Origin of the sequence: Thalassovita sp. (assembly GCF_034670005.1) — a bacterium.
GTDB lineage: Bacteria > Pseudomonadota > Alphaproteobacteria > Rhodobacterales > Rhodobacteraceae > Thalassobius.
On sequence record NZ_JAXMOH010000002.1, the window covers coordinates 696,550 to 719,067 of the forward strand.

A 22,518-nucleotide genomic window follows, 5' to 3' on the forward strand; every position below is an offset into this window, starting at 1 on the left:
CCCTTACATGTCGTAGGTGAAATCGGCGACGTAGCGACGGCCACGGACCGGCGTTCCGGCTCCGTCTGTGGTCAACGGCACGGCAATCTCGTTCGGGCTGTCGCGCATGTCCTCAACGGCAGCGTCGATATGAAGAACATAGCCGGCGTCAAACAGCGCGTCGGCCAGATCGAGCGTGATATCGAGCTTTCTGCCCGCCCCGACGCTGGCACCGGTGATGCCGTTTATCTGCGCAGGATCGCCGCCGGTCGCGCGATACCAGTCGGTGAGGTGCTGGTAATATTTGGATTTGCCGCCCGCCATCCAGAGACTGCCAACATAGGCCCCTGACGCATCGGTGACGTAGAGCGCGAGATAAGCACCGTCGCCGCGATAATTATTCAGCGTTGTGGACAGCGTAACCGGGCGCGCCATGGCAAGACCGGGAATCGTCAGCGCCGTAGTCAGCGCCAGCGTTGCAAAAACTGATTTCATAGGGATCATACCTTCTTGGGGACCTGGAATAAGAGGGTCGGCTTCAGTTTACCTGGACCTGCGGGGCTGCGCCGTTGCCGAAGAGCCCGTTCTGCGGCGGGGCGACAGTGCCGGCTGGCGCGGGATTGCCTGCGCGATTGCAACCGTTGTCGTCGTCGTCATCGCAATCATCATCGTCATCATCGTGGCGGCGGCCATGATCGTCGTCATCATCGTCATCGCCATAACGGGTGGTGCGGCGGTGGTCGTCGTCGTCATCGCTGACAAAGAGGAAAGGCAGCCGGTCCTGAATGACATCGAAAGAGATCGCAACGGGCTGAGCATGGTCGCCGGTCGGCGCACGCATGGAGCTCCAAGCTGGCAAGCCAATGACCGCTGCGAGTGCGGTCGAGGAGACAAGAAGGATAAGAGTTGTTTTCATGACAAGGGTTCCTTTGTTCTGCTGATCCCAATCTAGCGACGCCACCTGAGGGTTTCCTGACAGGGCAGCGGTTTCCGCTTCAGGTTGCTGTCAGGAAAAAGGCCCCGCCGGGGAAAGCGGGGCCAGGGGGGGCCGACGGGACAGTCGGCCAGGGGGGACGGGATCAGGCGATATCACCGGGACCGGGCGCCTGTTTGTCACCGGTGATCATGGCGCGGGCGAGGTTTTCGCGGTGGCGGACCGATGCGAACACAACACCGCCAACATGCAGTGCGATCAGGAAAAGCATCAAATTGGCAAACACTTCATGCACCTCTTCAAGCCCGTCTTCGCCGCCTTCTCCATAGCCTTCATGTTCACCGTCTTCATCGGCATGGGCCGGGGCAACGATCTGGGGCAGATCGGGTAACATTGCGACCCGGGTGGGGTCTTCCATCAGCCAGCCGGTAAATGCGGTTGCCGATAGCGTGACGAGCAGAGCCACGATCATCGCCGCGCCTGCCGGGTTATGACCGAGATAGCGGCGTTCACGGCCCCGCGCCATGTCGCCGAGATAGGCCAAAACCGCTGCCGGACCGCGGATGAATTGCGTGAAACGCGCGTAGCGGCTGCCGACCATCCCCCAGAGCAGGCGAAAGGCTACAAGAGCCGCGACGGCGTAGCCTGCGATTTCGTGGATCGGTTGCAGGTCGTCCGCTGTAAGCCATGCAACTGCGAAGGCGACGACGAGCCCCCAATGAAAGATGCGGATCAGGGGATCCCAGACCCTTACCTTGTCCTGTCGCGCGTCGTGCAAACCCCGGTCAGTCATCGTCGCTATCCTCGTATTCTATTTCGATCATCTCAAGCGTCTCGGGATTGACGGTCACCTCGATCCGGCGTCCCTCGGCATCGGTGCCGTCTATTTCGTAACAGCCATCGTCGATCTTGATCCGCCGAACGGTCCAACCGTTTTCTGCGGCAAGGCGCGCGACAGCTTCGCGCGGGTGCCAATCGGCCATGGGCACGAAGCAGTCATCCCGGGCAAACGCAGCCCCGGACGGAAAGGCCGCAAGAAAGGCGAGCATTGTCAGTAGCTTCTTCATGAGGCAAACTCCGGGCTGCAATCATCTTGAGCAGACCATGCGCGTCGAAGCTGACGAGAACCTGAAGCCTGGACCCCGTGTCCGTCAGCCAGGTGTCAGCCTGGACAGGCAAAAGATGTCATCAAGACCAAGGGAACGAAATATCATGCGCATCCTGCTGATCGAGGACGATACTGTTCTGGGCGCCGCTGTGCGGGACCAGATCGCCGGGGACGGCCAGTCGGTGGACTGGGTCACGCGGCTTGATGCGGCGGGTGCGGCGCTGACCGGAGCGGCCTATGATCTGGTCCTGCTCGATCTCATGCTGCCCGATGGCCGGGGAATTGGGTTTCTCAAAACGCTGCGCAGCCGGGGCGACGTGACGCCTGTAATCATCCTGACCGCGCTCGATCAGATTTCGGACCGGATCGAGGGGCTGAATGCCGGTGCCGACGATTATCTTGTCAAACCCTTCGATCTGGCCGAGCTTTCGGCCCGGATCGGGTCTGTCGCGCGCCGCTATACCGGCAATCCGAACCCGATCATCAACCATAGCGGGCTGGAAATCGACCTTGCCTCCCGCAGCATCCACCGGGATGGAAAGCCGGTCCAGTTGACCGCCCGCGAATGGGCTTTGTTCGAAGCGTTTCTGTCTCGGCCCGGTCAGTTGCTGTCCAAGGCGCAGCTTGAAGACAAGCTTTATGCCTTCGGAGCCGAGATCGAGAGCAACACGATTGAGGTCCATGTCAGCCGCCTGCGCAAGAAACTTGGGGCCGGCATCATCGAGACCGAGCGCGGTATGGGCTACCGTCTGGGCGCGTCATGAGGGCGCCACGCAGTCTTCAGGCCCGGCTGGGGCTGTCGCTGGGTTTTCTGCTGACGCTTCTGTGGATCACCGCGGCATCGTTGACGGCCGTGAGCCTTCGGCACGAAATGGACGAAGTTTTCGACACAGCACTTCAGGAAACCGCACAGCGCCTGCTGCCACTGGCGGTTGTTGATATCGTCGGACGCGATGAGGATGGCGTTACCCAGCGGCTCGGCGCGATCCGCAAGCACGAAGAATTCTTCACCTACATTGTCCGCGACGCGCAGGGGCGCATTTTGTTGCAATCGCATGCCGCTGATCCGACGGTATTTCCAGCCTATGACGGGCCGGGTTTTCGCCAAACCGCCACTCACCGGCTTTATAACGAAGACGCGCTGCAAGGCAGCATCAGCATCACGATGGCCGAACCTCTGGATCATCGGGCGTCGGTCGCGCGTGAAATACAAATCGGCCTCGGCTTACCGCTTCTGGTGGTGATCCCTGTCGCGCTGCTTGCCATCGCTCTGGCGGTGCGGGCGGGTCTTGGGTCGCTCCGCCGTTTTCAGGAAAGGCTTGAAGCGCGCAATGCACGGGATCTGTCGCCTATTCCGTCAGACGATCTTCCGTCCGAGATCGCCCCGATGGCGACCACCCTGAACGGGCTTCTGGACCGGCTGAAAGGGGCTTTTGACGCCGAACGCAGTTTTGCGGCCAATGCCGCGCACGAGTTGCGCACCCCGCTTGCCGGGGCAATCGCGCAAGCGCAGCGGTTGCGGTCGGAAACGGAGGACCCCGCAGCCAAAGCCCGGGCTGCCGACATCGAGGCGACACTGAAACGGCTGACCCGCCTGTCCGAACGGCTTATCCAACTGGCCCGGGCCGAGGGGGGGCGGCTGCGGCTGGATCAGAGTTCGGATTTGCGGACGGTGGCGCGTATCGTCGTTGACGATATGGAGCGCACCGCCACGCCCGGCCGTATCGCGCTGACGCTGCCGGACCAGCCGGTCATGTCGGACCTCGACCCCGACGCTTTCGGCATTCTGTGCCGAAACCTGGTCGACAACGCGTTGCGGCACGGGTCGCATACCGACCCGGTCGCGGTGTCCCTGACGGCAAACGGAAGGTTGAGCGTGTCAAATGCGGGACCGGTCCTGCCCCAAGAGGTGCTGGACCGGTTGACGACCCGGTTCGAACGGGCCGAAACCGGCGCTGAGGGAAGCGGTCTTGGTCTTGCCATCGTGGCCGCCATTGCCGAACGCATCGGTTGCCCATTGGTTTTGATGTCACCGCGATCACAGGACAATTCGGGTTTCGAAGTGTCCATCACGCTGCCGGTGGAGGGGGCGTCCGCAACGGGTCCTGCCGCTACTGCCGATCAGTGATCCCGCGCCGCAAACCTGCGACGCGGTTTTGTTTTGCCGTAATGCACGACTGCCATGAATAGCAAACCTTAGTGCGCGATCATGACATGGCGAACGGCAGTGTAGTCTTCGAGCGCATACATCGACATGTCCTTGCCGTAGCCCGATTGTTTCAACCCGCCATGCGGCATTTCGTTGACCAGCATGAAATGGGTATTCACCCAAGTGCAGCCGTAGCGCATGCGCCCCGACACATCCATCGCCCGGCCCACATCCTGTGTCCAGATCGACGAAGCCAGCCCATAATCGCTGTCATTGGCCCACCGAACCGCTTCTTCATCATCGGAAAAGCGGGTCACCGAAACCACCGGCCCGAACACTTCGCGTTGCACGATCTCATCCGATTGCAATGCCCCGGCGACGACCGTCGGCTGATAGTAGAAGCCATTACCGTCATGCGATTTGCCACCGGTGGTGATTTCCATATGTTTATGTTCGCGGGTGCGTTCGACAAAACTGGCCACACGGTCGCGCTGGCGCATCGAAATCAGCGGCGGGATTTCATTTTGCGTGTCATCGGAGTTATCATAGACGATGCTCGACACCGCCGACGACAGCTCGGCCACCAGTTTTTCATAGATCTTGGGTCCCGCATAAATCCGGCAGGCCGCTGTGCAATCCTGACCCGCATTGTAATACCCAAAGGCCTTGAGCCCATCGACCACGCGGGCCAGATCGGCATCGTCAAAAACAATCACCGGTGCTTTGCCGCCGAGTTCCAGATGCGTCCGCTTGACCGTTTTCGATGCCGCTTGCAGCACTTTCTTACCGGTTGCCACATCCCCGGTGATCGACACCATATCCACCTCTGGATGACTGATCAGCGCGTTGCCGACGCTGGCCCCCTGCCCGACCACGACGTTGAGCACGCCTTCGGGCAGGATATCGGCCAGAAGCTTGGCCAGTTTCATCGCCGTCAGCGGGGTTTGTTCGGACGGTTTCAACACCACCGTATTGCCCCCTGCCAGCGCAGGTGCCAGTTTCCATGCCATCATCATCATTGGGTAGTTCCAAGGCGCGATGGATGCGACGACGCCAATCGGATCGCGGCGCAGCATGGAAGTATGACCAGCCATGTATTCACCCGCCGCCGAGGTGTGCATGTTGCGGACGGCACCGGCGAAATAGCGGAAGCAGTCGGCCACGGCGGGGACTTCTTCGTTGCGCACCTCGTTGATCGGTTTGCCGCAATTGAGCGCCTCAAGCTGGGCCAGTTCTTCGAGATTGGCTTCGACCGCGTCGGCAATCGCCAGCAATTTGGCCGAACGTTCCGAGGGCGTGGTGCGCGACCAGGTGGCAAAGGCGGCGCGCGCCGCCATTACCGCCCGGTCGATTTGTCCTGCATTTGCCTCTGGCAGGGTCAGGATCACTTCGCCGGTGCGCGGGTTCAGGACTTTTTCTTCGGTATCGGTGCCAGCCTCAAACGACGCGCCGATCAGCATATTGGTTTCCATGAAGACTCTCCCAGTTTGTTATTTACCCTGACCGGCAACCGTGTCGGTGCCCCGCGTCAGGTAGTATGCGCCGAGGATCGGCAGGAATGTGACCAGCACGACGACCATGGCAACCACATTGGTCACCGGGCGTTCGCGCGGACGGACCAGTTCCTCCAGCATCCAGATCGGCAAGGTTTGTTGTTGTCCTGCGGTAAAGGTGGTCACGATGACTTCGTCAAAAGACAGCGCGAAAGCCAGCATTCCGCCCGCCAGCAGCGCCGTGGCGATGTTGGGCAGGATGACATGGCGGAAAGTCTGGAAACTGTTCGCGCCCAAATCCATCGACGCCTCGACCAGACTGCCCGACACCCGCCGGAACCGCGCCACGGCGTTGTTGTAAACCACCACGACACAGAAGGTCGCATGGCCCAGAACGATGGTCCAGAAACTGAACGGGATATCCGCCAGATTGAACGCCGAGCGCAATGAGATGCCGGTGATGATCCCCGGCAGGGCAATCGGCAGGATCACCAGCAGCGTGATCGCTTCGCGGCCGAAAAATCTGGTCCGGCTGACCGCAGCGGCGCAAAGCGTGCCCAGTACAAGCGCGATCACGGTGGAAATACTGGCGACCTTCAGCGACAGGCCCAGCGCCTCCCAGACATCGGTACGGTCCCATGTCACGGCAAACCATTTCAGCGTCAGTCCGGGCGGCGGCCATTGATAGGACTTATCCTCGGTCGTGAAGGCATAGACAAAGATCAGCAAGATCGGCAGATGCATGAAGGCAAGGCCAAACCCGGCGGCCATCTTTAGTCCGAGGGGGGCGCGATCAGAGTGCATCGAAAGCCCCCTGCCGTTTGGCGATCCAAAGATAGACGGCCATTAGAAGAATTGGCACGACCGCAAAGGCGGCGGCCAGCGGAATGTTCCCGGCGGTGCCCTGATAGGCATAGACCGCCTGACCGATGAACCGGCGGGATGACCCGACGATCTGCGGGATGATGTAATCCCCCAGCGTCAGCGAGAAAGTGAAGATCGACCCGGCGATGACCCCCGGCAGGGCCAGCGGGAACAGGACAAAGCGAAAGGTCTGCACCGGGCGCGCGCCCAGATCGCCCGAGGCTTCGAGCATGGAATGCGGCACGCGTTCAAGCGATGCCTGAATTGGCAGGATCATGAAAGGAATCCAGACATAGAGGAACACCAGAAACGTTCCGGTTGAGCTGACCGACAGCGAATTGCCACCGATGATCGGGATGGACAGATAGGCATTGAGCAGCCAGCCAAGGTGCAGGGTTTCAAACAGCCAGTTCAGGATGCCTTCCTTGGCGAGGATCAGTTTCCATGAGTAGACCTTGACCAGATAGCTGGACCACAGCGGCATCATCACACCCAGATAGAAGATCGCCTTCCATTTGCCGCGGGCATAGCGCGCCGCGTAATAGGCAACCGGAAACCCGATGATCGCAGCACCAATCGTGACTGACATCGCCATCACGATCGTGCGGATGATGATATCAAAATTCGATGGCCTGAACAGTTCGCCATAGGTTTTCAGGGTCAGTTCGTACTGGATGATCCCGGTGAATTCGTCGATTGAGAAAAAGCTTTGCGCCAGCAAGGCGAAAAGCGATCCCAGATAGATGATCCCCAGCCACAAAGTGGGCGGCAGGATCAGCAGGAAGATCAGCAGCTTGGGTTTGCGCCACAGAGTATCGGAGATACGGGTCAGCGGGCCGCCTTTGCGGTCGGTGATCGCTTCGTCGCTCATGTGCGGTCCATCACATGCAAATCAGCGGAAAACCAATCCACCTTCACGGTTTCGCCCGCTTTCGGAATCGCCGATCCTTTCGGCAGCAGCATGGTCATCGGCACGTCGTCGACACGCATACCCACGCGCGTCGCGGCCCCGAGAAAGCTGACGCTGTTCACTTGGGCGATATGGCCCTGTTCGGCCAGAAACACAGCTTCGGGCCGCAAGGCAGCAAAAGCCTGTTTTCCGGTCAGCTTGGCCACAAAGTCCGGTGGTAACACGTTTGACGAGCCAACAAAGTCGGCCACAAAGGGGACTTCGGGGCGGTAATAGATGTCTTCGGGGGCGCCGATCTGCACGATCCGGCCTTCGTTGAAAACGGCGACACGGTCGGCCATCGACAGGGCTTCGCCCTGATCGTGGGTGACGAAGATGAAGGTGATACCGAGGCTGCGTTGCAGTGATTTCAGCTCTTCCTGCATCTGTTCGCGCAGTTTCAGATCCAGCGCGCCAAGTGGTTCGTCCAAAAGCAGCGCCTTTGGTTCGTTCACCAGCGCCCGTGCAAGCGCGACCCGCTGGCGTTGTCCGCCCGACAGTTCAGACGGTTTGCGGTCGCCATACCCGGCAAGCGCCACCATTTCCAGAGCTTCGTCGGCGGCTTTGTGGCGCTTTGCCTTTGCCCAACCGGCAATCATCAACCCGTAGGCCACGTTGTCGCGCACGTTGAGATGCGGGAACAGCGCATAGTCCTGAAACACCGTGTTCACATGGCGCTTATAGGGCGGAATGCCTTGCGCGACCTGACCAAAGATCTGGATTTCCCCAGCCGTCGGACGCTCGAACCCTGCGATCAGCCGCAGGCTTGTGGTCTTGCCGGACCCCGAGGGGCCGAGCATCGCAAAGAATTCCCCTTCGGCGATGTCGATATCAACGTTATCAACGGCTTTCACGTTCCCATAGTGGCGCGAGACGCCGGAAAAGCGGATTGCAGATGTCATGAAATTTCCAATAGTTGGCCCGCCACCCAGAGTGGCGGGCTGAAGCAGGTCAGGGCTTAGCGGCCGCCAATGACACCGATATAGTCCGATACCCAACGGTAGTAGGGCACACAATTCCCCTGGCTTTCGCAGGACGATACCGGCGTGGTCCAGAACTTGATCCGGTCAAATTCGTCCATACCGTTCTGGGTGCAGCCTTCGGCGGTTTGCATTCCGCGCCCGTCGGTGCAGGCGTCAGGAACCGAAGGGTTCGCGCCGAACCAGACGGAGAGGTCGGATTGCAGGTTCGAGGCCAGCGAATGTTCCATCCACATGTAGCTGCAATTCGGGTTTTCAGCATCCGCATGCATCATCGTGGAATCCGCCCATCCCGTCGCGCCTTCTTGCGGGATCGTGGAGGCCACCGGAGTTTTGTCGCCTTGCAGCAGGTTCACCTGAAACGGCCACGAGCCAGAGGCCGCCATGCCTTCGTTCTTGAAGTCATCAATCTGAATAAAGGCATCGTGCCAGTAGCGGCTGACAAGTTTGCGTTGCCCGCGCAGCAGATCAAGCGCGGCGGCGTATTGATCTTCGTTCAGCTCATAAGGCGAGGTAATGCCGAGTTCGGGCTGGTGGAACATCAGGTAATTCGCGGCGTCCGCGATATGGATCGGGCCGTCATAGGCCTGCACTCGGCCTTCGTTGGGCTTGCCATCCGGCAGATCCATCGGCTTGAACACCACGTCCCAGCTTGTCGGCGCTTCGGGGAAGACTTCGGTGGAATACATCAGCACGTTCGGCCCCCACATATAGGGTACGCCATAATGGGTCCCGTCCACATAGTGCCAGGGCGCTTCCTTCAGCCGGTCATCGACGGTCGACCAGCTTGGGATCAGGTCGACATTGATCGGCTGGACCCGTTTGCCCGCCACCATGCGCAGCGACGCATCACCAGAGGCGGTGACCAGATCAAAGCCGCCTTCGTTCATCAGTGCGACCATTTCGTCGCTGGTATTGGCGGTCTTGACGTTGACCATACAGCCGGTGGCTTTTTCGAACCCGGTAATCCAGTCGAATTCCGGTGCGGTTTCACCGCGTTCAAGATAGCCGGGCCAGGCCACGATATTGACCTGACCTTCGCCTGCGCCAAGTTCCGTGATCATCGTCTGTGCTGTCGCCTGACCTGCCAGTGTCAGACCGAGCATCAGAATCGTACTTGATTTCAAGACGTTATTCATTTGCAATCTCCCCTATGGATATGTGGCAATTCTTGCCTGCTCTTTTGGAAAGAGTGCAGCACGGTCTCTGCATTCGCAAATTCAATTGTCAGAAACAGGCTATCTGTTTTTCCGATACCGGGCCATTATGCCCCGCTGATCATCTTGTGACCCTGCGCGACAGCAACAAATTCCCGCGCGGCGGCCGACAGTTTCGACCCCTTGCGCCAGACCAGCCCGACCTGGACCACCGGCAGCGCGCCAGAAACATCGCGCGCCTCGATCCGGTCGCCTTCCAGTGACCAGGGCCGATAGACGAGATCCGGCAATAACGCGACGCCTGCGCCGGTCGCAACCAGGGATCGCACAGCCTCGACCGACCGGGTCCGGAACGCCACCTTTGGCCGCGTCCCGAGAACCGACAAGAGCTTCACCGTTTCCTGTTCCATCTCGTCTATGTTCAGCATGATCAGCGGTTCATCCTTGAGATCCGACAGGCTGATGCTGTCCTGACTGGTCAGCCGATGCCCCATAGGCATCCACAATCGATAAGGCGAGACATCCAGCGTTTCAGCATAAAGCGCATACCGCTCTGACACCCGCGATGTCATCATGACGGCGACATCCATTTCGCCGCCGATCAGAAGGTGTTCCAGATATTCGCCCGATTCCTCGATGGCGCTGATTTCCACTTTCGGATTGGCCCGGCGATACTTTGCCAGCAGGTCCGAAATAACATAGCCCGCGACCAGAGAAGTCAGGCCAAGATGCAATTTTCCCTGCGCACTTTGCCCCTCATCATCAAACGCCCGCCGCGCGCCAGAAACTTCTGCCAATATCGTCGTTGCGTGCCTGAGAAATTGATGCCCCCGATGCGTGATCCGCAGTCCGCGGGAATGACGGTCAAACAGCTTGACGCCCAGATCGGCCTCCAGATCTTTGACCGCTTCTGTCACCGCGCTTTGGGAAATCGACAAGGAATGCGCCGCAGCACTGACGGTTCCATGTTCTGCAACCGCGACGAAATAGTTTAATTGGCGAAGGGTGAATGACACGTCGAAGCCCATTTGGAAAGATGAGACGAGACAGTACGTCTCATGGCTTGCTTTCTCAATGGGGCGTCGCTTGTGACGAGACAGAGGCGCATGAATGCGCCCTCCCCCCTTGCCAAGCCCCGAACATTATTTAACAATTTCGAGCAACACGCCCCGTCAAAGACGATCACCCGAAAGAAAATTCCGCAGCTTAAGTCCTGAGGGATCAAACGCGCCGGTTAGAAGCGCACCGTCCGGTCATCCCGGCAGATCACGCCATATGTTGAAGCGCGACTTTACGCTTGGCTTCGGCCCATTCATGCGCCGCGCGGCCAAAGGCCTGGAACAGGGGCCGGGAAACGGGATCGTTCGCCGCGTCCCATTCCGGATGCCATTGCACCGCTAGGGTGAAGCCCGGTGCGCCGTCGACATAAATCGCCTCGGGTGTGCCGTCGGGCGCATATCCGTCGATCACGATCCGGGAACCGGGCTGTTTGATCCCCTGCCCATGCAGCGTGTTGGTCATCACCTCCTGGGCCGCCATAAGCTGATGGAACGGCCCGTTTTCGGTGAATTTCACACTATGGCGCAGGGCGAATTTTTCTTCCAGAGTGCCGTCGGGTGGCATCCGGTGGTTCATCCGCCCCGGCAGGTCCCGAATTTCAGGATAGAGCGACCCGCCCATAGCCACGTTGACTTCCTGAAAGCCGCGGCAAATGCCCAGAAAGGGTTGACCGCGCTCGACGCAGGCGCGCACCAGCGGCAGGGTGATGGCGTCGCGGCAGCGATCGAAATCGCCATGCGCCTCGGTCGGGTCTTCGCCATATTCCTCGGGGTGTACATTGGGTCGACCGCCGGTCAGCACAAACCCGTCGCAGATTTCCAGCAATTCATCGACAGTGACAAAGCGGGGGTCCGAGGGGATCAGGATCGGTGTACATTGTGCCACGCTTGATACCGCTTCGGTATTCATCAAGCCCGCAGCATACACCGGGTAGCTGTCATTGATCAGATGTTGGTTACCGATGATGCCGACGACGGGTCGTGCCATTTGATGCCTCTGACATTCGCTTTCGCTCTGAATAATACGTACGGCCGACGAATGAAATAGCATAGAGCTGCGACTCGACTCTGCGCTAATGCACAAGCCACTTTTTTCTCACTCCGCTATGTCCGGCGTCGTTACCACGATCGCCATGCAAGGCTGATCGCCGACAACGCGATAATCATGCTCGAAACTGGGGTCGAAATAGATCGAGTCCCCGCAGCCGAGAACCCGCGTTACGCCGTGAATGGTCAGTTCCAAGCTGCCCGAGATCACATAGATGACCTCTGCCCCTTCGTGGGAATGCGGCTCTGATCTCGCTGCGGCGACGGGAAATTCTGCGAGATAGGCGCCGATCCTGCGATCCGAAACCGGGAAGTCGAGGCTTTCAAAAAAATAACTCGGGTCGCCCTGCGGCCGGTTCGGCAGGCGCAGCCGGTCCTTGGCGCGTACCACTTCGATCACTGGTCTGGCCGCACCGTCGGCAAAGAAATATTCCAGCCCGACGCCAAACACCATCGCGATCCGCAACAACGTCGGCAAAGTCGGAAAGACCTGTCCGCGCTCGACCTTGGACAACATCCCTGCTGACATGCCGGTATGGTCCCCCAACTGCGCAAGACTCAAGTCCCGGGTCGTTCTCAGCGCCCGAATCTTTGGGCCGATTCGGTAGTTTTCGAGCCCCTCGCTCAATGTATCGGACAACATTTTCGGCCTTTCCTTTCCCAAAATGACACACGGCGGCAGCACAGTTTCATTATATGACATTTATATTCATATCACGCAATCGTGCATTTCATGAACTTTTATTTCCTATCATTCATTCTCCCACAGCCGCGTTGGTTGCAACGCAAATCTTGCAAAGGAGACCTACAATGTTCTTGAGACAAAAACTGAAAGCCGCCACCATCGCCCTGACCCTCGCCGCAGCCCCGCTCGCCGCGTTTGCAGACGGTCACGGCGCCAAGGCCGATATCGTCGACACCGCCGTGGCCGCTGGCGAGTTCAACACTCTTGCCGCCGCTTTGACGGCTGCGGGGTTGGTTGATGTGTTGAAGGGCGATGGACCGTTTACCGTCTTCGCCCCCACCGACGCGGCGTTTGCCGCCCTGCCTGCGGGCACGGTCGAAGACTTGTTGAAGCCGGAAAACAAAGACAAGCTGACCGCGATACTGACCTATCACGTGGTCCCGGGCAAAGTAATGTCGACCGATCTGTCGGATGGCATGATGGCCGGTACCGTTCAGGGCAGCGAGATTTCGGTCAAGCTGGGTGATGCGGTGATGATCGACGACGCGAAGGTGATCAGCGCCGATATCGAAACATCGAACGGGCTGATCCACGTAATCGACAAGGTGCTTCTGCCCTGATCCAACCGGTTTGCTGATTTTTAACAAACAGAAGACGAAAACAGGCAACCGCCTAATCGGTTCATCCTGATCCTGCGGATCGTTAGCGGTCTGGCAGATCATCGCAACAGAAAACAGATGGCGCCTGCAACCAGCAAAGAGCAGGCAAAATCAACACATGCGGCGGCGGGCCTTTGTCCGCCGCCGTTCCCGTCTGATCCGCTATTGCAGCCCCTGCGACCTGCGCCTAACGTCGGCGCGAATGCCACAGGACAGGAGACGCAAGGGATGAAAGACGCCGCCCCCCAGACCATCTATCTGAAGGATTACACACCGCCTTCCTATCTGGTGGACAGCGTTCATCTGACCTTCCGGTTGAGCCCGGAACATACCCGCGTGGTGAGCCGAATCGAATTCCGTCCCAACCCGGAGGCCGCGAATAGGGACTTCTTCCTGCATGGTGAAGAATTGCGGCTGCATTCGGCGCGGATCAACGGCGCAGAGGTCACTCCACAGATGACGTTGGAGGGACTGACCTGCGAGGTACCCGATGCGCCTTTCGTCTGGGAATCCGATGTGGAAATCAGCCCCGTCGCCAATACCGCGCTGGAGGGGCTGTATATTTCCAATGGCATGTATAGCACCCAATGCGAGGCACAGGGTTTCCGCAAGATCACCTATTACCCCGACCGCCCCGACGTGATGGCGACCTTCACCGTGCGGATCGAAAGCGATCTGCCGGTGCTGTTGTCGAATGGCAATCCGGTGGCGCAGGGCGATGGGTTTGCCGAATGGCACGATCCCTGGCCGAAACCGGCCTACCTGTTTGCGCTGGTGGCGGGCGATTTGATCAACCACCCCGACACGTTCACCACCAAGTCGGGCAAGGATGTCGAATTGAACATCTGGGTCCGTCCCGGTGACGAAGACAAATGCGCCTTCGGGATGGAGGCGCTGAAGAAATCGATGAAATGGGACGAGGACGTCTATGGCCGCGAATATGACCTCGACATCTTCAACATCGTCGCGGTCGACGATTTCAACATGGGGGCGATGGAAAACAAGGGGCTGAACATCTTCAACAGCTCCTGCGTTCTGGCCAGCCCTGAAACCTCGACCGATGCGAATTTCGAACGGATCGAGGCGATCATCGCGCATGAATATTTCCACAACTGGACCGGCAACCGGATCACCTGCCGCGACTGGTTTCAATTGTGCCTGAAGGAAGGGCTGACGGTTTTCCGCGATTCACAGTTCACGTCCGACATGCGGTCCGCCCCGGTGAAGCGGATCGAGGACGTGATCGCCCTGCGCGGCCGCCAGTTCCGCGAAGACAACGGCCCACTGGCCCACCCTGTGCGCCCCGACAGTTTCGTCGAGATCAACAATTTCTACACCGCCACGGTCTATGAAAAGGGCGCCGAGCTGATCGGGATGCTGAAGACGCTGGTGGGCGACGCGGATTATGCCAAGGCGCTGGACCTCTATTTCGACCGCCATGACGGCGATGCGGCGACGATCGAGGATTGGCTGAAAGTGTTCGAGGATACGACCGGCCGCGACCTGACGCAGTTCAAGCGCTGGTACGAACAGGCCGGCACGCCACGCCTGTCGGTGTCCGAGGCGTTCGAGGATGGCACCTATACGCTGACCTTCAAGCAGGACACGCTGCCGACCCCGGGGCAGGACCACAAGGACCCGCGGGTGATCCCGATTGCCGTCGGGCTGCTGAATCCCAATGGCGACGAAGTGGTGCCGACAACCATTCTGGAAATGACCGGGGCCGAACAGAGTTTCCGGTTTGAGGGGCTGGCAGCCAAACCGGTGCCGTCGATCCTGCGCGATTTTTCCGCCCCGGTGATCCTGCAACGGGAAAGCAGCGATCAGGAACGCGCCTTCCTGCTGGCGCATGACACCGACCCGTTCAACAAGTGGGAAGCGGGCCGTGCGCTGGCGCGGTCGGGGCTGATCGCGATGATCCGCGACGGTGCGGCGCCCGATACCGGGCATCTGGACGCGCTGCAGGCGGTTGTGCGCGATGACACGCTCGACCCGGCCTTCCGGGCGCTGGCGATCGGCCTGCCCAGTCAGGACGATCTGGCGCAAACGCTGGTCAATCTGGGCGAGGTTCCCGATCCGATGGCGATCTGGCAGGCCGTGGAGGTTCTGAAACAGACGATAGCGCAGCATATGCAGGACCTGCTGCCGCGAATTTACGCGCAATATCAGGTCGATGACGCCTATCGCGCGGATGCAGACCAAGCCGGCGCGCGGGCGCTGGCCAATGCCGCTCTGGCACTGATTTCGCGGGTGGATGGTGGCGCGCAGGCACAGGCGCAGTACGATAAAGCCGACAACATGACCCAGCAACTGGCCGCGCTTGGCTGCCTGATCGGTGCCAACAAAGGCGACAAGGCGGTGCAGGCTTTCTATGAGCAGTGGCGACACGACAGGCTGGTGATCGACAAATGGTTCAGCCTGCAAATCGCCTATTCCGATCCCGACCATGCGGCAGAAATCGCGCGGGCGCTGACAGACCATCCCGATTTCACCATGAAGAACCCCAACCGGTTCCGCGCAACGTTGGGGGCGCTGGCGGGCCACCCGGCCGGGTTCCATCATGCCAGCGGCGCAGGCTATGCACTGCTGACCGATTGGCTGCTGAAACTCGATCCGATCAACCCGCAGACCACCGCGCGGATGTGTAGCGCTTTCGAAACATGGAAACGCTACGATGCGGACAGGCAAAGCATGATCCTTGCCCAGCTTGACCGCATATTGGGTCAACAAGGATTGAGCCGCGACACCACCGAAATGATCACCCGAATTCGCAGCGCGTGATCCGCGACACTGACCGAAGGGGCTGTCCATTTGGATAGCTCTCCTTCGGGATACTAAACTTTGCCCCAATTTTGTCGTACTCTGGGATTAGGGTGAAAAGTATGTTGCGTATCGAGGAATATCACTTTGACGGGCTGGATCCGTTGCAATGGACCAAAATGCTGGGCCTGAGCGTCGTTTGGATTTTGCTGTTCGTTTCCGCCAGGCATCTTTCGATCATCGAAGGGGTTGTCATGGTGTCTTGCGTGTCCTTCTTCACCGCCGTGGTGTGGCGCGGCATCGTCAGCAGCACCCGGTCGGGATGCTGGATGACTACCAACCATTTCCATGTCTATTACGGCGAAAAACACTGGTCTTTCCCGCTGTCGGGGATTGCGTCGATTTCGGGCCGCAATGGACCATTTGCGATCGGTTCGCCCTATCTGGAACTGACCGGCGGCCGTCGCGTGCGCCTGCCGATCACCGCTTTGCCCCTTACAAAGCAACTGCGCCGCTGGTTTGCCCACAGCGCAATCCGGGTTGACGCGCTACAGACACCGGCCTGATAGTTCCGCCCAAAAGGGCAGGAGCGTATCCAATGAAACTTTACAGAACCATTCTGATCACCGGCGGCAGCGCCGGTATTGGTGCGGCCTGTGCCCGGCTTGCAGCCGGATACGGCGCCGACGTGATCCTGACCTATAATTCGGACCGCGAAGGCGCCGAAGCGGTCGCGACGGTCGTGCGTAACGCAGGGAGAAACGCCCAGATTGTGAAATGCGACGTGTCAGACCCGGCACAGATCGAATCATTATTTGATGCAATCCCGCCCGATACCGCGCTGGACCTGATCAACAACGCCGGCATTGTCGCCGCCAAAGCGTCGATAACCGAAATGACACCCGAACGGTTGCAGCAGATCTTCACCGTCAACGTTATCGGGGCCTTTTTGGTCGCAAAACACACCGTCACCCATATGCGCCGTAGCGGCAGTCCGGGCAATATCGTCAATGTCTCGTCCACCGCGGCGCGTCTGGGATCAGCCAATCAATATGTCGATTACGCCGCCTCGAAGGCCGCGATCGATACCTTTACCCAAGGCTTGGCCGACGAGGTCGCCGCCGAGGGCATCCGCGTGAACGCCGTGCGCCCGGGATTGATCGAAACCGATATCCACGCCAAGGGCGGCGAGCCTGACCGGCTGCAACGTCTGGTCCACATGGTACCGATGCAACGCGCAGGACGCCCCGAAGAGGTCGCCGAGGCGATCCTCTGGCTGCTGTCGGATCAGGCGTCCTATGTCACCCGTTCGATCCTGGATGTGTCAGCGGGACGTTGACGGTCGTCAAAATTCCGACGCATTCAGCGGCAATCGGAAACAATTACGCCAAAAAGCCGGAATTTGCGGTCAAATTGCACATTTTGCGGTGCAATCAGGCCCTATTTGATCCCGCAATCTTCGTGCCTGCGCCTTTTTTCGGCCCGAAAGTCCCGGCAAATTCTAAGGAGATTTTTCAACCCCGTACCAGTAAGAATATGATGTCCAGAAAAAACCAACTCACTGCCCCGATCAAAAAGCTCTCGCAACTCACTGCGCTGCCTCGTTTCCTGAACCCTGCCACATTGATTCAGCGCCAACAGGCGCTGAAGACCAAATCGCGCCCGGCACCGGCACCGCGTATCGATGCTCTCGATATTCCGGTCCGCGATACCAGCATCGAACAGTCCGAACGCAGCGCGCTTGAAGCCCGCGGCCAGTTTCTGGCCCGGCAGGACAGGTGGGAAGATCTGGGGCGGGAAATCCGTGACTACGATCAGGCCCGCGCGGTCACGGCGGGGGGCATGTCCAAGGCAGACCTGATCGCCAATGGTGCGCGGCTTGACGTGGTTGCCCCGATCCGGACCGCACTAAGCGACCCCGGTCTGATGCGGCAACACGCCCCGCGGCATGGATTGCGCGACTTCGAACAGGTGCTCGAAGATCATCCCGATGATTACGGTGTCGCTCTGGTCGTCATCAACGCCTATATCGATGCTGCCTGGGCCTGGCGCGGCGAAGGCTGGTCCAGGGATATCGCCCCCGATCACTGGCGCGAATTCAGCCTGAAAATGACCCGCGCCGGTGAAATCCTCGACCGTTACAGCCCGTTCGAATGTGACAGCCCAGCGTTGGCGGCAACCCGTTGCGCGCTTCTGGCCGCGCAACAGAGCGCCGGACAACGCATTGCCGACGATTACGAAGACCTGATCGAGCTGGACCCGGCCAATTCACGCCATATGCGCGCCTTTGGTAATCACCTGTTACCGCGCTGGTTCGGCAGCTATCAACAGCTGGAAATCGGGGCCCGCCGCGCCGCAGCGATGACTCAGGACATCTGGGGCATGGGCGGCTATGCCTGGACCTATCTGGATGCGTTGACGGTCGACCCCAATGCGATCACCCTGCTGGACGCCGATTTTTTCGTTGAAGCCATGCAGGACATTCTGCGCCGCCGCCCCGATCAACATACCGCCAATACCTTTGCCGCCTTCTGCGCAGTGACATTGCGTCAGGACCGGTTCCAGACGCCGGACCGGAGCAGCGCCGCGAAGACCTTGTCTGACGCGTTCGACTGGATCTTGCGCGACCATCTGCGCGAAGTGCATCCGTTGATCTGGGCCATGGCAAAACAAGGGCCGGAGCAAAACTGCGACGCCCCCGAAACCATCGCCCGCGATGGCGAAACCCGCGCCCTGCGTCGCATCGCCGGTCATTTCGACGCCGAGATCCGCCGTGGTGGCCGAATCGTGTTCGATGAACGCGGCCCGCGGGTCATCGCACCGCGCTGAGGCCGCCTGCCCTCTTGCCCCTTCTGCGCCCCTGTCCTAGAAGGCGGCAATAGACGGCGTGACAAAGGACGGACGCGATGCTGGACCTGACGTATGAGACCCCCAAGCCCAAGGTGATCGCCGGGGCGAAACACGATTGGGAACTTGTGATCGGCATGGAGGTCCATGCCCAGGTCAGTTCGAAGGCAAAGCTGTTTTCCGGCGCCTCGACCCAATTCGGGGCCGAACCCAATTCCAACGTGGCCTTTGTCGACGCCGCGATGCCCGGCATGTTGCCGGTGATCAACGAATTCTGCATCGAACAGGCGGTGCGCACGGGTCTGGGTCTGAAGGCCGAGATTCATCTGAAATCCGCCTTCGACCGGAAAAACTATTTCTATCCCGACCTGCCGCAGGGCTACCAGATCAGCCAGCTTTATCACCCGATCGTGGGCGAAGGCGAAATCCTCGTCGATATGGGGCCGGGTGTGGCGCGACTGGTGCGGATCGAACGCATCCACCTGGAACAGGATGCCGGCAAGTCGATCCATGACATGGACCCCAACATGTCCTTTGTCGATCTGAACCGGACCGGCGTGGCGCTGATGGAAATCGTGTCCCGCCCCGATATTCGCGGCCCCGAAGAAGCCGCCGCCTATGTCGCCAAGATGCGCCAGATCCTGCGCTATCTCGGCACCTGCGACGGCAACATGCAAAACGGCAACCTGCGCGCCGACGTGAACGTGTCGATCTGCCGGCCCGGCGCCTATGAAAAATACATGGAAACCCAGGATTTCGGCCATCTGGGCACCCGTTGCGAGATCAAGAACATGAACTCGATGCGGTTCATCCAGGCCGCGATTGATTATGAGGCCAAGCGCCAGATTGCCATCGTCGAAGCCGGCGGCACGGTCGATCAGGAAACCCGGCTTTACGATCCGGACAAGAACGAAACCCGGTCGATGCGCTCAAAAGAAGAAGCGCATGATTACCGCTACTTCCCCTGCCCCGACCTGCTGCCGCTGGAAATCGAGCAGGGTTGGGTCGATGATATCGCCAAGAGCCTGCCGGAACTGCCGGACGAGAAAAAGGCCCGTTTCGTGGCCCGTTTCGGCCTGTCCGAATACGATGCCAGCGTGTTGACCGCAGAAGTGGTCGCGGCAGATTATTTCGAACAGGTGGCTGCTGGCCGCGACGGCAAGCTGGCCGCGAACTGGGTGATCAACGAACTTTTCGGCCGCCTGAAAAAGGACGATAAGGACATCACCAGCAGCCCGGTTTCGCCCGACCAGCTGGGCAAGATCATCGGCCTGATCAGTTCGGACGCGATCAGCGGCAAGATCGCCAAAGACCTGTTTGAGATCGTCTATACCGAAGGCGGCGACCCCGAGCAGATCGTCGAAGAGCGCGGCATGAAACAGGTCACCGATACCGGCGCCATCGAGGCTGCGGTGGACGAGGTGATCGCCGCCAATCCCGCCCAGGTCGAAAAAGCCAAGGCCAATCCGAAACTGGCAGGCTGGTTCGTCGGTCAGGTGATGAAAGCCACCGGCGGCAAGGCCAATCCCAAGGCTGTGAACCAGTTGGTCGCGCAGAAGCTGGACCTGTAATCACTCGGCGCGAGTGCACAGGATGCGCCCTGACGGGTAAAATGGGGGCTCTGCCCCCAAACCCCCGGAGTATTTCCGGCCAAGATGAAAGCCAAAAATCGATCGCGTTTCTTCTTGGTCCAAATACTCCCCGCGCGGAGCGCAATCGCGAGGCGGAGGCCGAAGGCCGGAGCCGAGACAAAACTGCGCCCCCGGAACGGGGGCACATCGCGACAACGCATTTCCCTTGCCGTCGCCCCGGCTTATGGTTTTAGTCTGGATAAAAACCTGAGGTATAAATCCGCAATTGAAGGAAAGCCGAGCGATGAAATCCAGCCCATTTCTCTCTACCACCATGGAGATAAAGCCTGAATGGATCGATTATAACGGTCATTTGAACATGGCTTATTACAACGTTCTGTTCGACACCGGCGTCGATCAAGCTTTCGAACTGATCGGATTTGGGGCAGACTATGCGGCCGAGCGCCAGCTCACCTTCTATACTGCGGAATTCCATGTCCGGTATCTGCGCGAGCTGCATCTGGGCGACAAGGTCCGGGTCGGTTTCCAGCTGTTGGACAGCGATGACAAGCGGTTGCACTATTGCCAATGGCTGTATCACGAAGACGGCTGGCTGGCGGCCACCGCCGAAGGTCTGGCGTTGCATATCGACATGACAGGGCCGCGGGTGATGCCGTTTCCAGACGATATTGCCGACAAGGTAAAAGCGATGCGGGCCGAACATGATGCCCTGGGGCGTCCCGATTTCGTAGGCACCCCGATCGGGATCCGGCGCAAATCCGGCTAATTCGGCGGCGCGGCTGCCATCACGTCCAGCCGTTTGAAGCATTGCCGCTGCACTGCTAGACTTATGCTGATTTGAGAACGGATTTTTGCAATGACCGTCTATGACTACAAGGTGGTGCCCGCCCCGGCCCGGGGCACCAAAGCACGCGGCGTCAAGGGACCCGAGGCACGATTCGCCAATACGATCGAAACGGTACTAAACGATATGGCCGCCTCGGGCTGGGAATTCCAGCGCGCCGAAACCCTGCCAAGCGAAGAACGCCAGGGGCTGACCCATTCGGCCACGACCTTTCGAACGCTGCTGGTATTCCGTCGTCCGCGTCCCGGCGATATCAGCGCCTTTGCGCCCCGCCGGGTTGCCGAACCTGCCGATCCTCCCATCGAGGACGAAGAGGAGACAGCGCAGCCGGACGCGACGCCGGAGGTGACCGGGGCCGAAGCAACCGACCAATCCGACAATGGCGTCGAAGATGTGATCGAGGACGAAGAGGCGCTCAATACGCTGCTGCAATCGCGTGCAAGGCAATTGAACAATGACCGGTCGCAATGACACCAAGGCCAGTTTTCGCGGAACCCTTGCACCGTGAACGAGACTTCCTATCTAAATCCCAAGCCTGTCGTTCCGTGACTGGAGATCGTGATAAAGATCCGGACCGTTCGGGTGCGCCCGATGCCGAACCATACGCCAATGCACGGCAAACCAGGCGTTCACAGGCCAGACGCAGACCATCTGCCGTCACCGCGGTTATCAATCCAACCCAATCTGCGGATTTCTGCGTATTTCCAATCCGCCCCCCTTCAATCTGGCGTGAATTGCTCTAAACTCTACCGTCCGAGTCGAATAGGTGATCCAAAATGGCTAAATCAGACCCCTTCGGGTTCGACATGTCGGTGAAATCCGCCAAAAAGAAAAACCCGCGCGGACGGCGCGGGATGTCGGGTGCTACTGAAACCTCTGTCCGCGTCTGCGAACATGACGGCTGCGAGGAGGCTGGCAAATACCGTGCGCCCAAGGCGCCGGATGTGCTGGATGAATTCCGCTGGTTCTGCAAAGACCATGTGCGCGAATACAATCTGAAATGGAGTTTCTTCGACGGTATGACCGAAGCGGAGATGAATGCTCAACATTCCAAGGACAAGGTCTGGGAACGCGAAACCAAGCGGATGGATGATCCCGAGGCGCGTGCCTGGGCGCGGCTGGGGATCGAGGACCCGCATCAGGTGTTGGGCCAGAACGCCACTCAGAATCCGGGTAAATCGAATGGCGGCGGTCGGCGTCTGCCGCCGACCGAGCGGCGCGCGATGGAAATCCTTGAAGCGCAGGATCATTGGGACAAGGCCGCGATCCGCAAAGCCTATAAGAAGCTGATCAAGGTTCTGCATCCGGATATGAATGGCGGCGACCGCAGCCAGGAAGACCAGCTGCAAGAAGTCATGTGGGCCTGGGACCAGTTGAAAGAAAGCCGTAACTTCAAATGACTCTGGCCGCGCC

The 22,518-nt window shown here is 59.4% G+C and carries 23 protein-coding genes; 11 read left to right on the plus strand and 12 right to left on the minus strand.

The window, feature by feature from the left end; translation table 11 throughout:
- Positions 1-3: 3 nt before the first annotated feature.
- From VOI23_RS07300 to VOI23_RS07315, 4 genes are all read right to left on the minus strand, one after another.
- Entirely contained in the window at positions 4-474 is a 471-nt protein-coding gene (locus VOI23_RS07300) for a DUF2271 domain-containing protein (RefSeq protein ID WP_323783594.1), read from the minus strand.
- 43 nt (positions 475-517) lie between these two features.
- Entirely contained in the window at positions 518-895 is a 378-nt protein-coding gene (locus VOI23_RS07305; RefSeq protein WP_323783596.1) for a hypothetical protein, read from the minus strand.
- Positions 896-1,058: 163 nt separating this feature from the next.
- Positions 1,059-1,706 carry a cytochrome b/b6 domain-containing protein gene (locus VOI23_RS07310; protein ID WP_323783598.1) on the minus strand — a complete coding sequence of 216 codons (648 nt, stop codon included), beginning with the start codon at positions 1,704-1,706 and terminating at the stop codon, positions 1,059-1,061.
- Positions 1,699-1,980, minus strand: coding sequence for a PepSY domain-containing protein (locus tag VOI23_RS07315; protein ID WP_323783600.1), 282 nt, complete (start codon positions 1,978-1,980; stop codon positions 1,699-1,701). Before VOI23_RS07315 ends, VOI23_RS07310 begins: the two co-directional genes overlap by 8 nt.
- A gap of 145 nt (positions 1,981-2,125) precedes the next feature.
- Between VOI23_RS07315 and VOI23_RS07320 the strand changes: the two genes are divergently transcribed.
- Both VOI23_RS07320 and VOI23_RS07325 read left to right on the plus strand, forming a co-directional pair.
- The gene (locus tag VOI23_RS07320; RefSeq protein ID WP_323783602.1) at positions 2,126-2,785 is read left to right on the plus strand and encodes a response regulator transcription factor; all 660 of its coding nucleotides are present in this window, start codon (positions 2,126-2,128) and stop codon (positions 2,783-2,785) included.
- Positions 2,782-4,149 carry a sensor histidine kinase gene (locus VOI23_RS07325; RefSeq protein WP_323783604.1) on the plus strand — a complete coding sequence of 456 codons (1,368 nt, stop codon included), beginning with the start codon at positions 2,782-2,784 and terminating at the stop codon, positions 4,147-4,149. The genes VOI23_RS07320 and VOI23_RS07325 overlap by 4 nt, the downstream gene beginning before the upstream one ends.
- A 68-nt stretch (positions 4,150-4,217) precedes the next feature.
- Here the strand turns inward: VOI23_RS07325 and VOI23_RS07330 are convergent, their stop codons facing one another.
- From VOI23_RS07330 to VOI23_RS07365, 8 genes are all read right to left on the minus strand, one after another.
- A complete protein-coding gene (locus VOI23_RS07330) occupies positions 4,218-5,642 on the minus strand; it encodes a gamma-aminobutyraldehyde dehydrogenase (protein WP_323783606.1) in 1,425 nt (474 codons plus the stop codon).
- A gap of 18 nt (positions 5,643-5,660) precedes the next feature.
- The gene (locus VOI23_RS07335) at positions 5,661-6,467 is read right to left on the minus strand and encodes an ABC transporter permease (RefSeq protein WP_323783608.1); all 807 of its coding nucleotides are present in this window, start codon (positions 6,465-6,467) and stop codon (positions 5,661-5,663) included.
- Positions 6,457-7,398 carry an ABC transporter permease gene (locus VOI23_RS07340; protein WP_323783610.1) on the minus strand — a complete coding sequence of 314 codons (942 nt, stop codon included), beginning with the start codon at positions 7,396-7,398 and terminating at the stop codon, positions 6,457-6,459. Before VOI23_RS07340 ends, VOI23_RS07335 begins: the two co-directional genes overlap by 11 nt.
- Positions 7,395-8,378 (minus strand): ABC transporter ATP-binding protein, encoded by a 984-nt coding sequence (locus tag VOI23_RS07345; RefSeq protein ID WP_323783612.1) that lies wholly within the window; start codon positions 8,376-8,378, stop codon positions 7,395-7,397. The genes VOI23_RS07340 and VOI23_RS07345 overlap by 4 nt, the downstream gene beginning before the upstream one ends.
- 56 nt (positions 8,379-8,434) lie before the next feature.
- The gene (locus tag VOI23_RS07350) at positions 8,435-9,595 is read right to left on the minus strand and encodes an ABC transporter substrate-binding protein (protein ID WP_323783614.1); all 1,161 of its coding nucleotides are present in this window, start codon (positions 9,593-9,595) and stop codon (positions 8,435-8,437) included.
- 125 nt (positions 9,596-9,720) lie between these two features.
- The gene (locus VOI23_RS07355; RefSeq protein WP_323783616.1) at positions 9,721-10,629 is read right to left on the minus strand and encodes a LysR family transcriptional regulator; all 909 of its coding nucleotides are present in this window, start codon (positions 10,627-10,629) and stop codon (positions 9,721-9,723) included.
- A 250-nt stretch (positions 10,630-10,879) separates the two neighbouring features.
- On the minus strand, positions 10,880-11,659 hold the full coding sequence (locus VOI23_RS07360; protein ID WP_323783618.1) for a gamma-glutamyl-gamma-aminobutyrate hydrolase family protein: 780 nt from the start codon (positions 11,657-11,659) through the stop codon (positions 10,880-10,882).
- 108 nt (positions 11,660-11,767) lie between these two features.
- A complete protein-coding gene (locus VOI23_RS07365; RefSeq protein ID WP_323783620.1) occupies positions 11,768-12,421 on the minus strand; it encodes an XRE family transcriptional regulator in 654 nt (217 codons plus the stop codon).
- Positions 12,422-12,528: 107 nt separating this feature from the next.
- On the opposite strand from VOI23_RS07365, the gene VOI23_RS07370 reads away from it, so the two are divergent.
- The 9 genes from VOI23_RS07370 (at position 12,529) to VOI23_RS07410 (ending at position 22,505) form a co-directional block, all read left to right on the plus strand.
- Positions 12,529-13,023 carry a fasciclin domain-containing protein gene (locus VOI23_RS07370; RefSeq protein ID WP_323783622.1) on the plus strand — a complete coding sequence of 165 codons (495 nt, stop codon included), beginning with the start codon at positions 12,529-12,531 and terminating at the stop codon, positions 13,021-13,023.
- A 267-nt stretch (positions 13,024-13,290) separates the two neighbouring features.
- Positions 13,291-15,843, plus strand: coding sequence for an aminopeptidase N (gene pepN / locus VOI23_RS07375; RefSeq protein WP_323783624.1), 2,553 nt, complete (start codon positions 13,291-13,293; stop codon positions 15,841-15,843).
- A 101-nt stretch (positions 15,844-15,944) separates the two neighbouring features.
- Positions 15,945-16,388, plus strand: a complete 444-nt coding sequence (locus tag VOI23_RS07380) for a hypothetical protein (RefSeq protein ID WP_323783626.1) — start codon at positions 15,945-15,947, stop codon at positions 16,386-16,388.
- A 32-nt stretch (positions 16,389-16,420) separates the two neighbouring features.
- A complete protein-coding gene (locus VOI23_RS07385) occupies positions 16,421-17,161 on the plus strand; it encodes an SDR family oxidoreductase (protein WP_323783628.1) in 741 nt (246 codons plus the stop codon).
- Between the two features lie 200 nt (positions 17,162-17,361).
- Positions 17,362-18,651: a hypothetical protein gene (locus VOI23_RS07390; protein ID WP_323783630.1), complete on the plus strand. Its 1,290-nt coding sequence runs from the start codon at positions 17,362-17,364 to the stop codon at positions 18,649-18,651.
- Between the two features lie 77 nt (positions 18,652-18,728).
- Positions 18,729-20,240: an Asp-tRNA(Asn)/Glu-tRNA(Gln) amidotransferase subunit GatB gene (gene gatB, locus VOI23_RS07395; protein ID WP_323783632.1), complete on the plus strand. Its 1,512-nt coding sequence runs from the start codon at positions 18,729-18,731 to the stop codon at positions 20,238-20,240.
- 304 nt (positions 20,241-20,544) lie between these two features.
- A complete protein-coding gene (locus tag VOI23_RS07400) occupies positions 20,545-21,027 on the plus strand; it encodes a thioesterase family protein (protein WP_323783635.1) in 483 nt (160 codons plus the stop codon).
- A gap of 90 nt (positions 21,028-21,117) precedes the next feature.
- Entirely contained in the window at positions 21,118-21,576 is a 459-nt protein-coding gene (locus VOI23_RS07405) for a hypothetical protein (protein ID WP_323783637.1), read from the plus strand.
- A gap of 305 nt (positions 21,577-21,881) precedes the next feature.
- The gene (locus VOI23_RS07410) at positions 21,882-22,505 is read left to right on the plus strand and encodes a J domain-containing protein (protein ID WP_323783639.1); all 624 of its coding nucleotides are present in this window, start codon (positions 21,882-21,884) and stop codon (positions 22,503-22,505) included.
- Positions 22,506-22,518: the final 13 nt, after the last annotated feature.

What these genes read in the sequence shown, in the direction of transcription:
- VOI23_RS07300 (WP_323783594.1), bottom strand. Translation starts at nt 474, where the DNA reads ATGAAATCAGTTTTTGCAACGCTGGCGCTGACTACGGCGCTGACGATT.
- VOI23_RS07305 (WP_323783596.1), bottom strand. Translation starts at nt 895, where the DNA reads ATGAAAACAACTCTTATCCTTCTTGTCTCCTCGACCGCACTCGCAGCG.
- VOI23_RS07310 (WP_323783598.1), bottom strand. Translation starts at nt 1,706, where the DNA reads ATGACTGACCGGGGTTTGCACGACGCGCGACAGGACAAGGTAAGGGTC.
- VOI23_RS07315 (WP_323783600.1), bottom strand. Translation starts at nt 1,980, where the DNA reads ATGAAGAAGCTACTGACAATGCTCGCCTTTCTTGCGGCCTTTCCGTCC.
- VOI23_RS07320 (WP_323783602.1), top strand. Translation starts at nt 2,126, where the DNA reads ATGCGCATCCTGCTGATCGAGGACGATACTGTTCTGGGCGCCGCTGTG.
- VOI23_RS07325 (WP_323783604.1), top strand. Translation starts at nt 2,782, where the DNA reads ATGAGGGCGCCACGCAGTCTTCAGGCCCGGCTGGGGCTGTCGCTGGGT.
- VOI23_RS07330 (WP_323783606.1), bottom strand. Translation starts at nt 5,642, where the DNA reads ATGGAAACCAATATGCTGATCGGCGCGTCGTTTGAGGCTGGCACCGAT.
- VOI23_RS07335 (WP_323783608.1), bottom strand. Translation starts at nt 6,467, where the DNA reads ATGCACTCTGATCGCGCCCCCCTCGGACTAAAGATGGCCGCCGGGTTT.
- VOI23_RS07340 (WP_323783610.1), bottom strand. Translation starts at nt 7,398, where the DNA reads ATGAGCGACGAAGCGATCACCGACCGCAAAGGCGGCCCGCTGACCCGT.
- VOI23_RS07345 (WP_323783612.1), bottom strand. Translation starts at nt 8,378, where the DNA reads ATGACATCTGCAATCCGCTTTTCCGGCGTCTCGCGCCACTATGGGAAC.
- VOI23_RS07350 (WP_323783614.1), bottom strand. Translation starts at nt 9,595, where the DNA reads ATGAATAACGTCTTGAAATCAAGTACGATTCTGATGCTCGGTCTGACA.
- VOI23_RS07360 (WP_323783618.1), bottom strand. Translation starts at nt 11,659, where the DNA reads ATGGCACGACCCGTCGTCGGCATCATCGGTAACCAACATCTGATCAAT.
- VOI23_RS07365 (WP_323783620.1), bottom strand. Translation starts at nt 12,421, where the DNA reads ATGTCATATAATGAAACTGTGCTGCCGCCGTGTGTCATTTTGGGAAAG.
- VOI23_RS07370 (WP_323783622.1), top strand. Translation starts at nt 12,529, where the DNA reads ATGTTCTTGAGACAAAAACTGAAAGCCGCCACCATCGCCCTGACCCTC.
- pepN (WP_323783624.1), top strand. Translation starts at nt 13,291, where the DNA reads ATGAAAGACGCCGCCCCCCAGACCATCTATCTGAAGGATTACACACCG.
- VOI23_RS07380 (WP_323783626.1), top strand. Translation starts at nt 15,945, where the DNA reads ATGTTGCGTATCGAGGAATATCACTTTGACGGGCTGGATCCGTTGCAA.
- VOI23_RS07385 (WP_323783628.1), top strand. Translation starts at nt 16,421, where the DNA reads ATGAAACTTTACAGAACCATTCTGATCACCGGCGGCAGCGCCGGTATT.
- VOI23_RS07390 (WP_323783630.1), top strand. Translation starts at nt 17,362, where the DNA reads ATGTCCAGAAAAAACCAACTCACTGCCCCGATCAAAAAGCTCTCGCAA.
- gatB (WP_323783632.1), top strand. Translation starts at nt 18,729, where the DNA reads ATGCTGGACCTGACGTATGAGACCCCCAAGCCCAAGGTGATCGCCGGG.
- VOI23_RS07400 (WP_323783635.1), top strand. Translation starts at nt 20,545, where the DNA reads ATGAAATCCAGCCCATTTCTCTCTACCACCATGGAGATAAAGCCTGAA.
- VOI23_RS07405 (WP_323783637.1), top strand. Translation starts at nt 21,118, where the DNA reads ATGACCGTCTATGACTACAAGGTGGTGCCCGCCCCGGCCCGGGGCACC.
- VOI23_RS07410 (WP_323783639.1), top strand. Translation starts at nt 21,882, where the DNA reads ATGGCTAAATCAGACCCCTTCGGGTTCGACATGTCGGTGAAATCCGCC.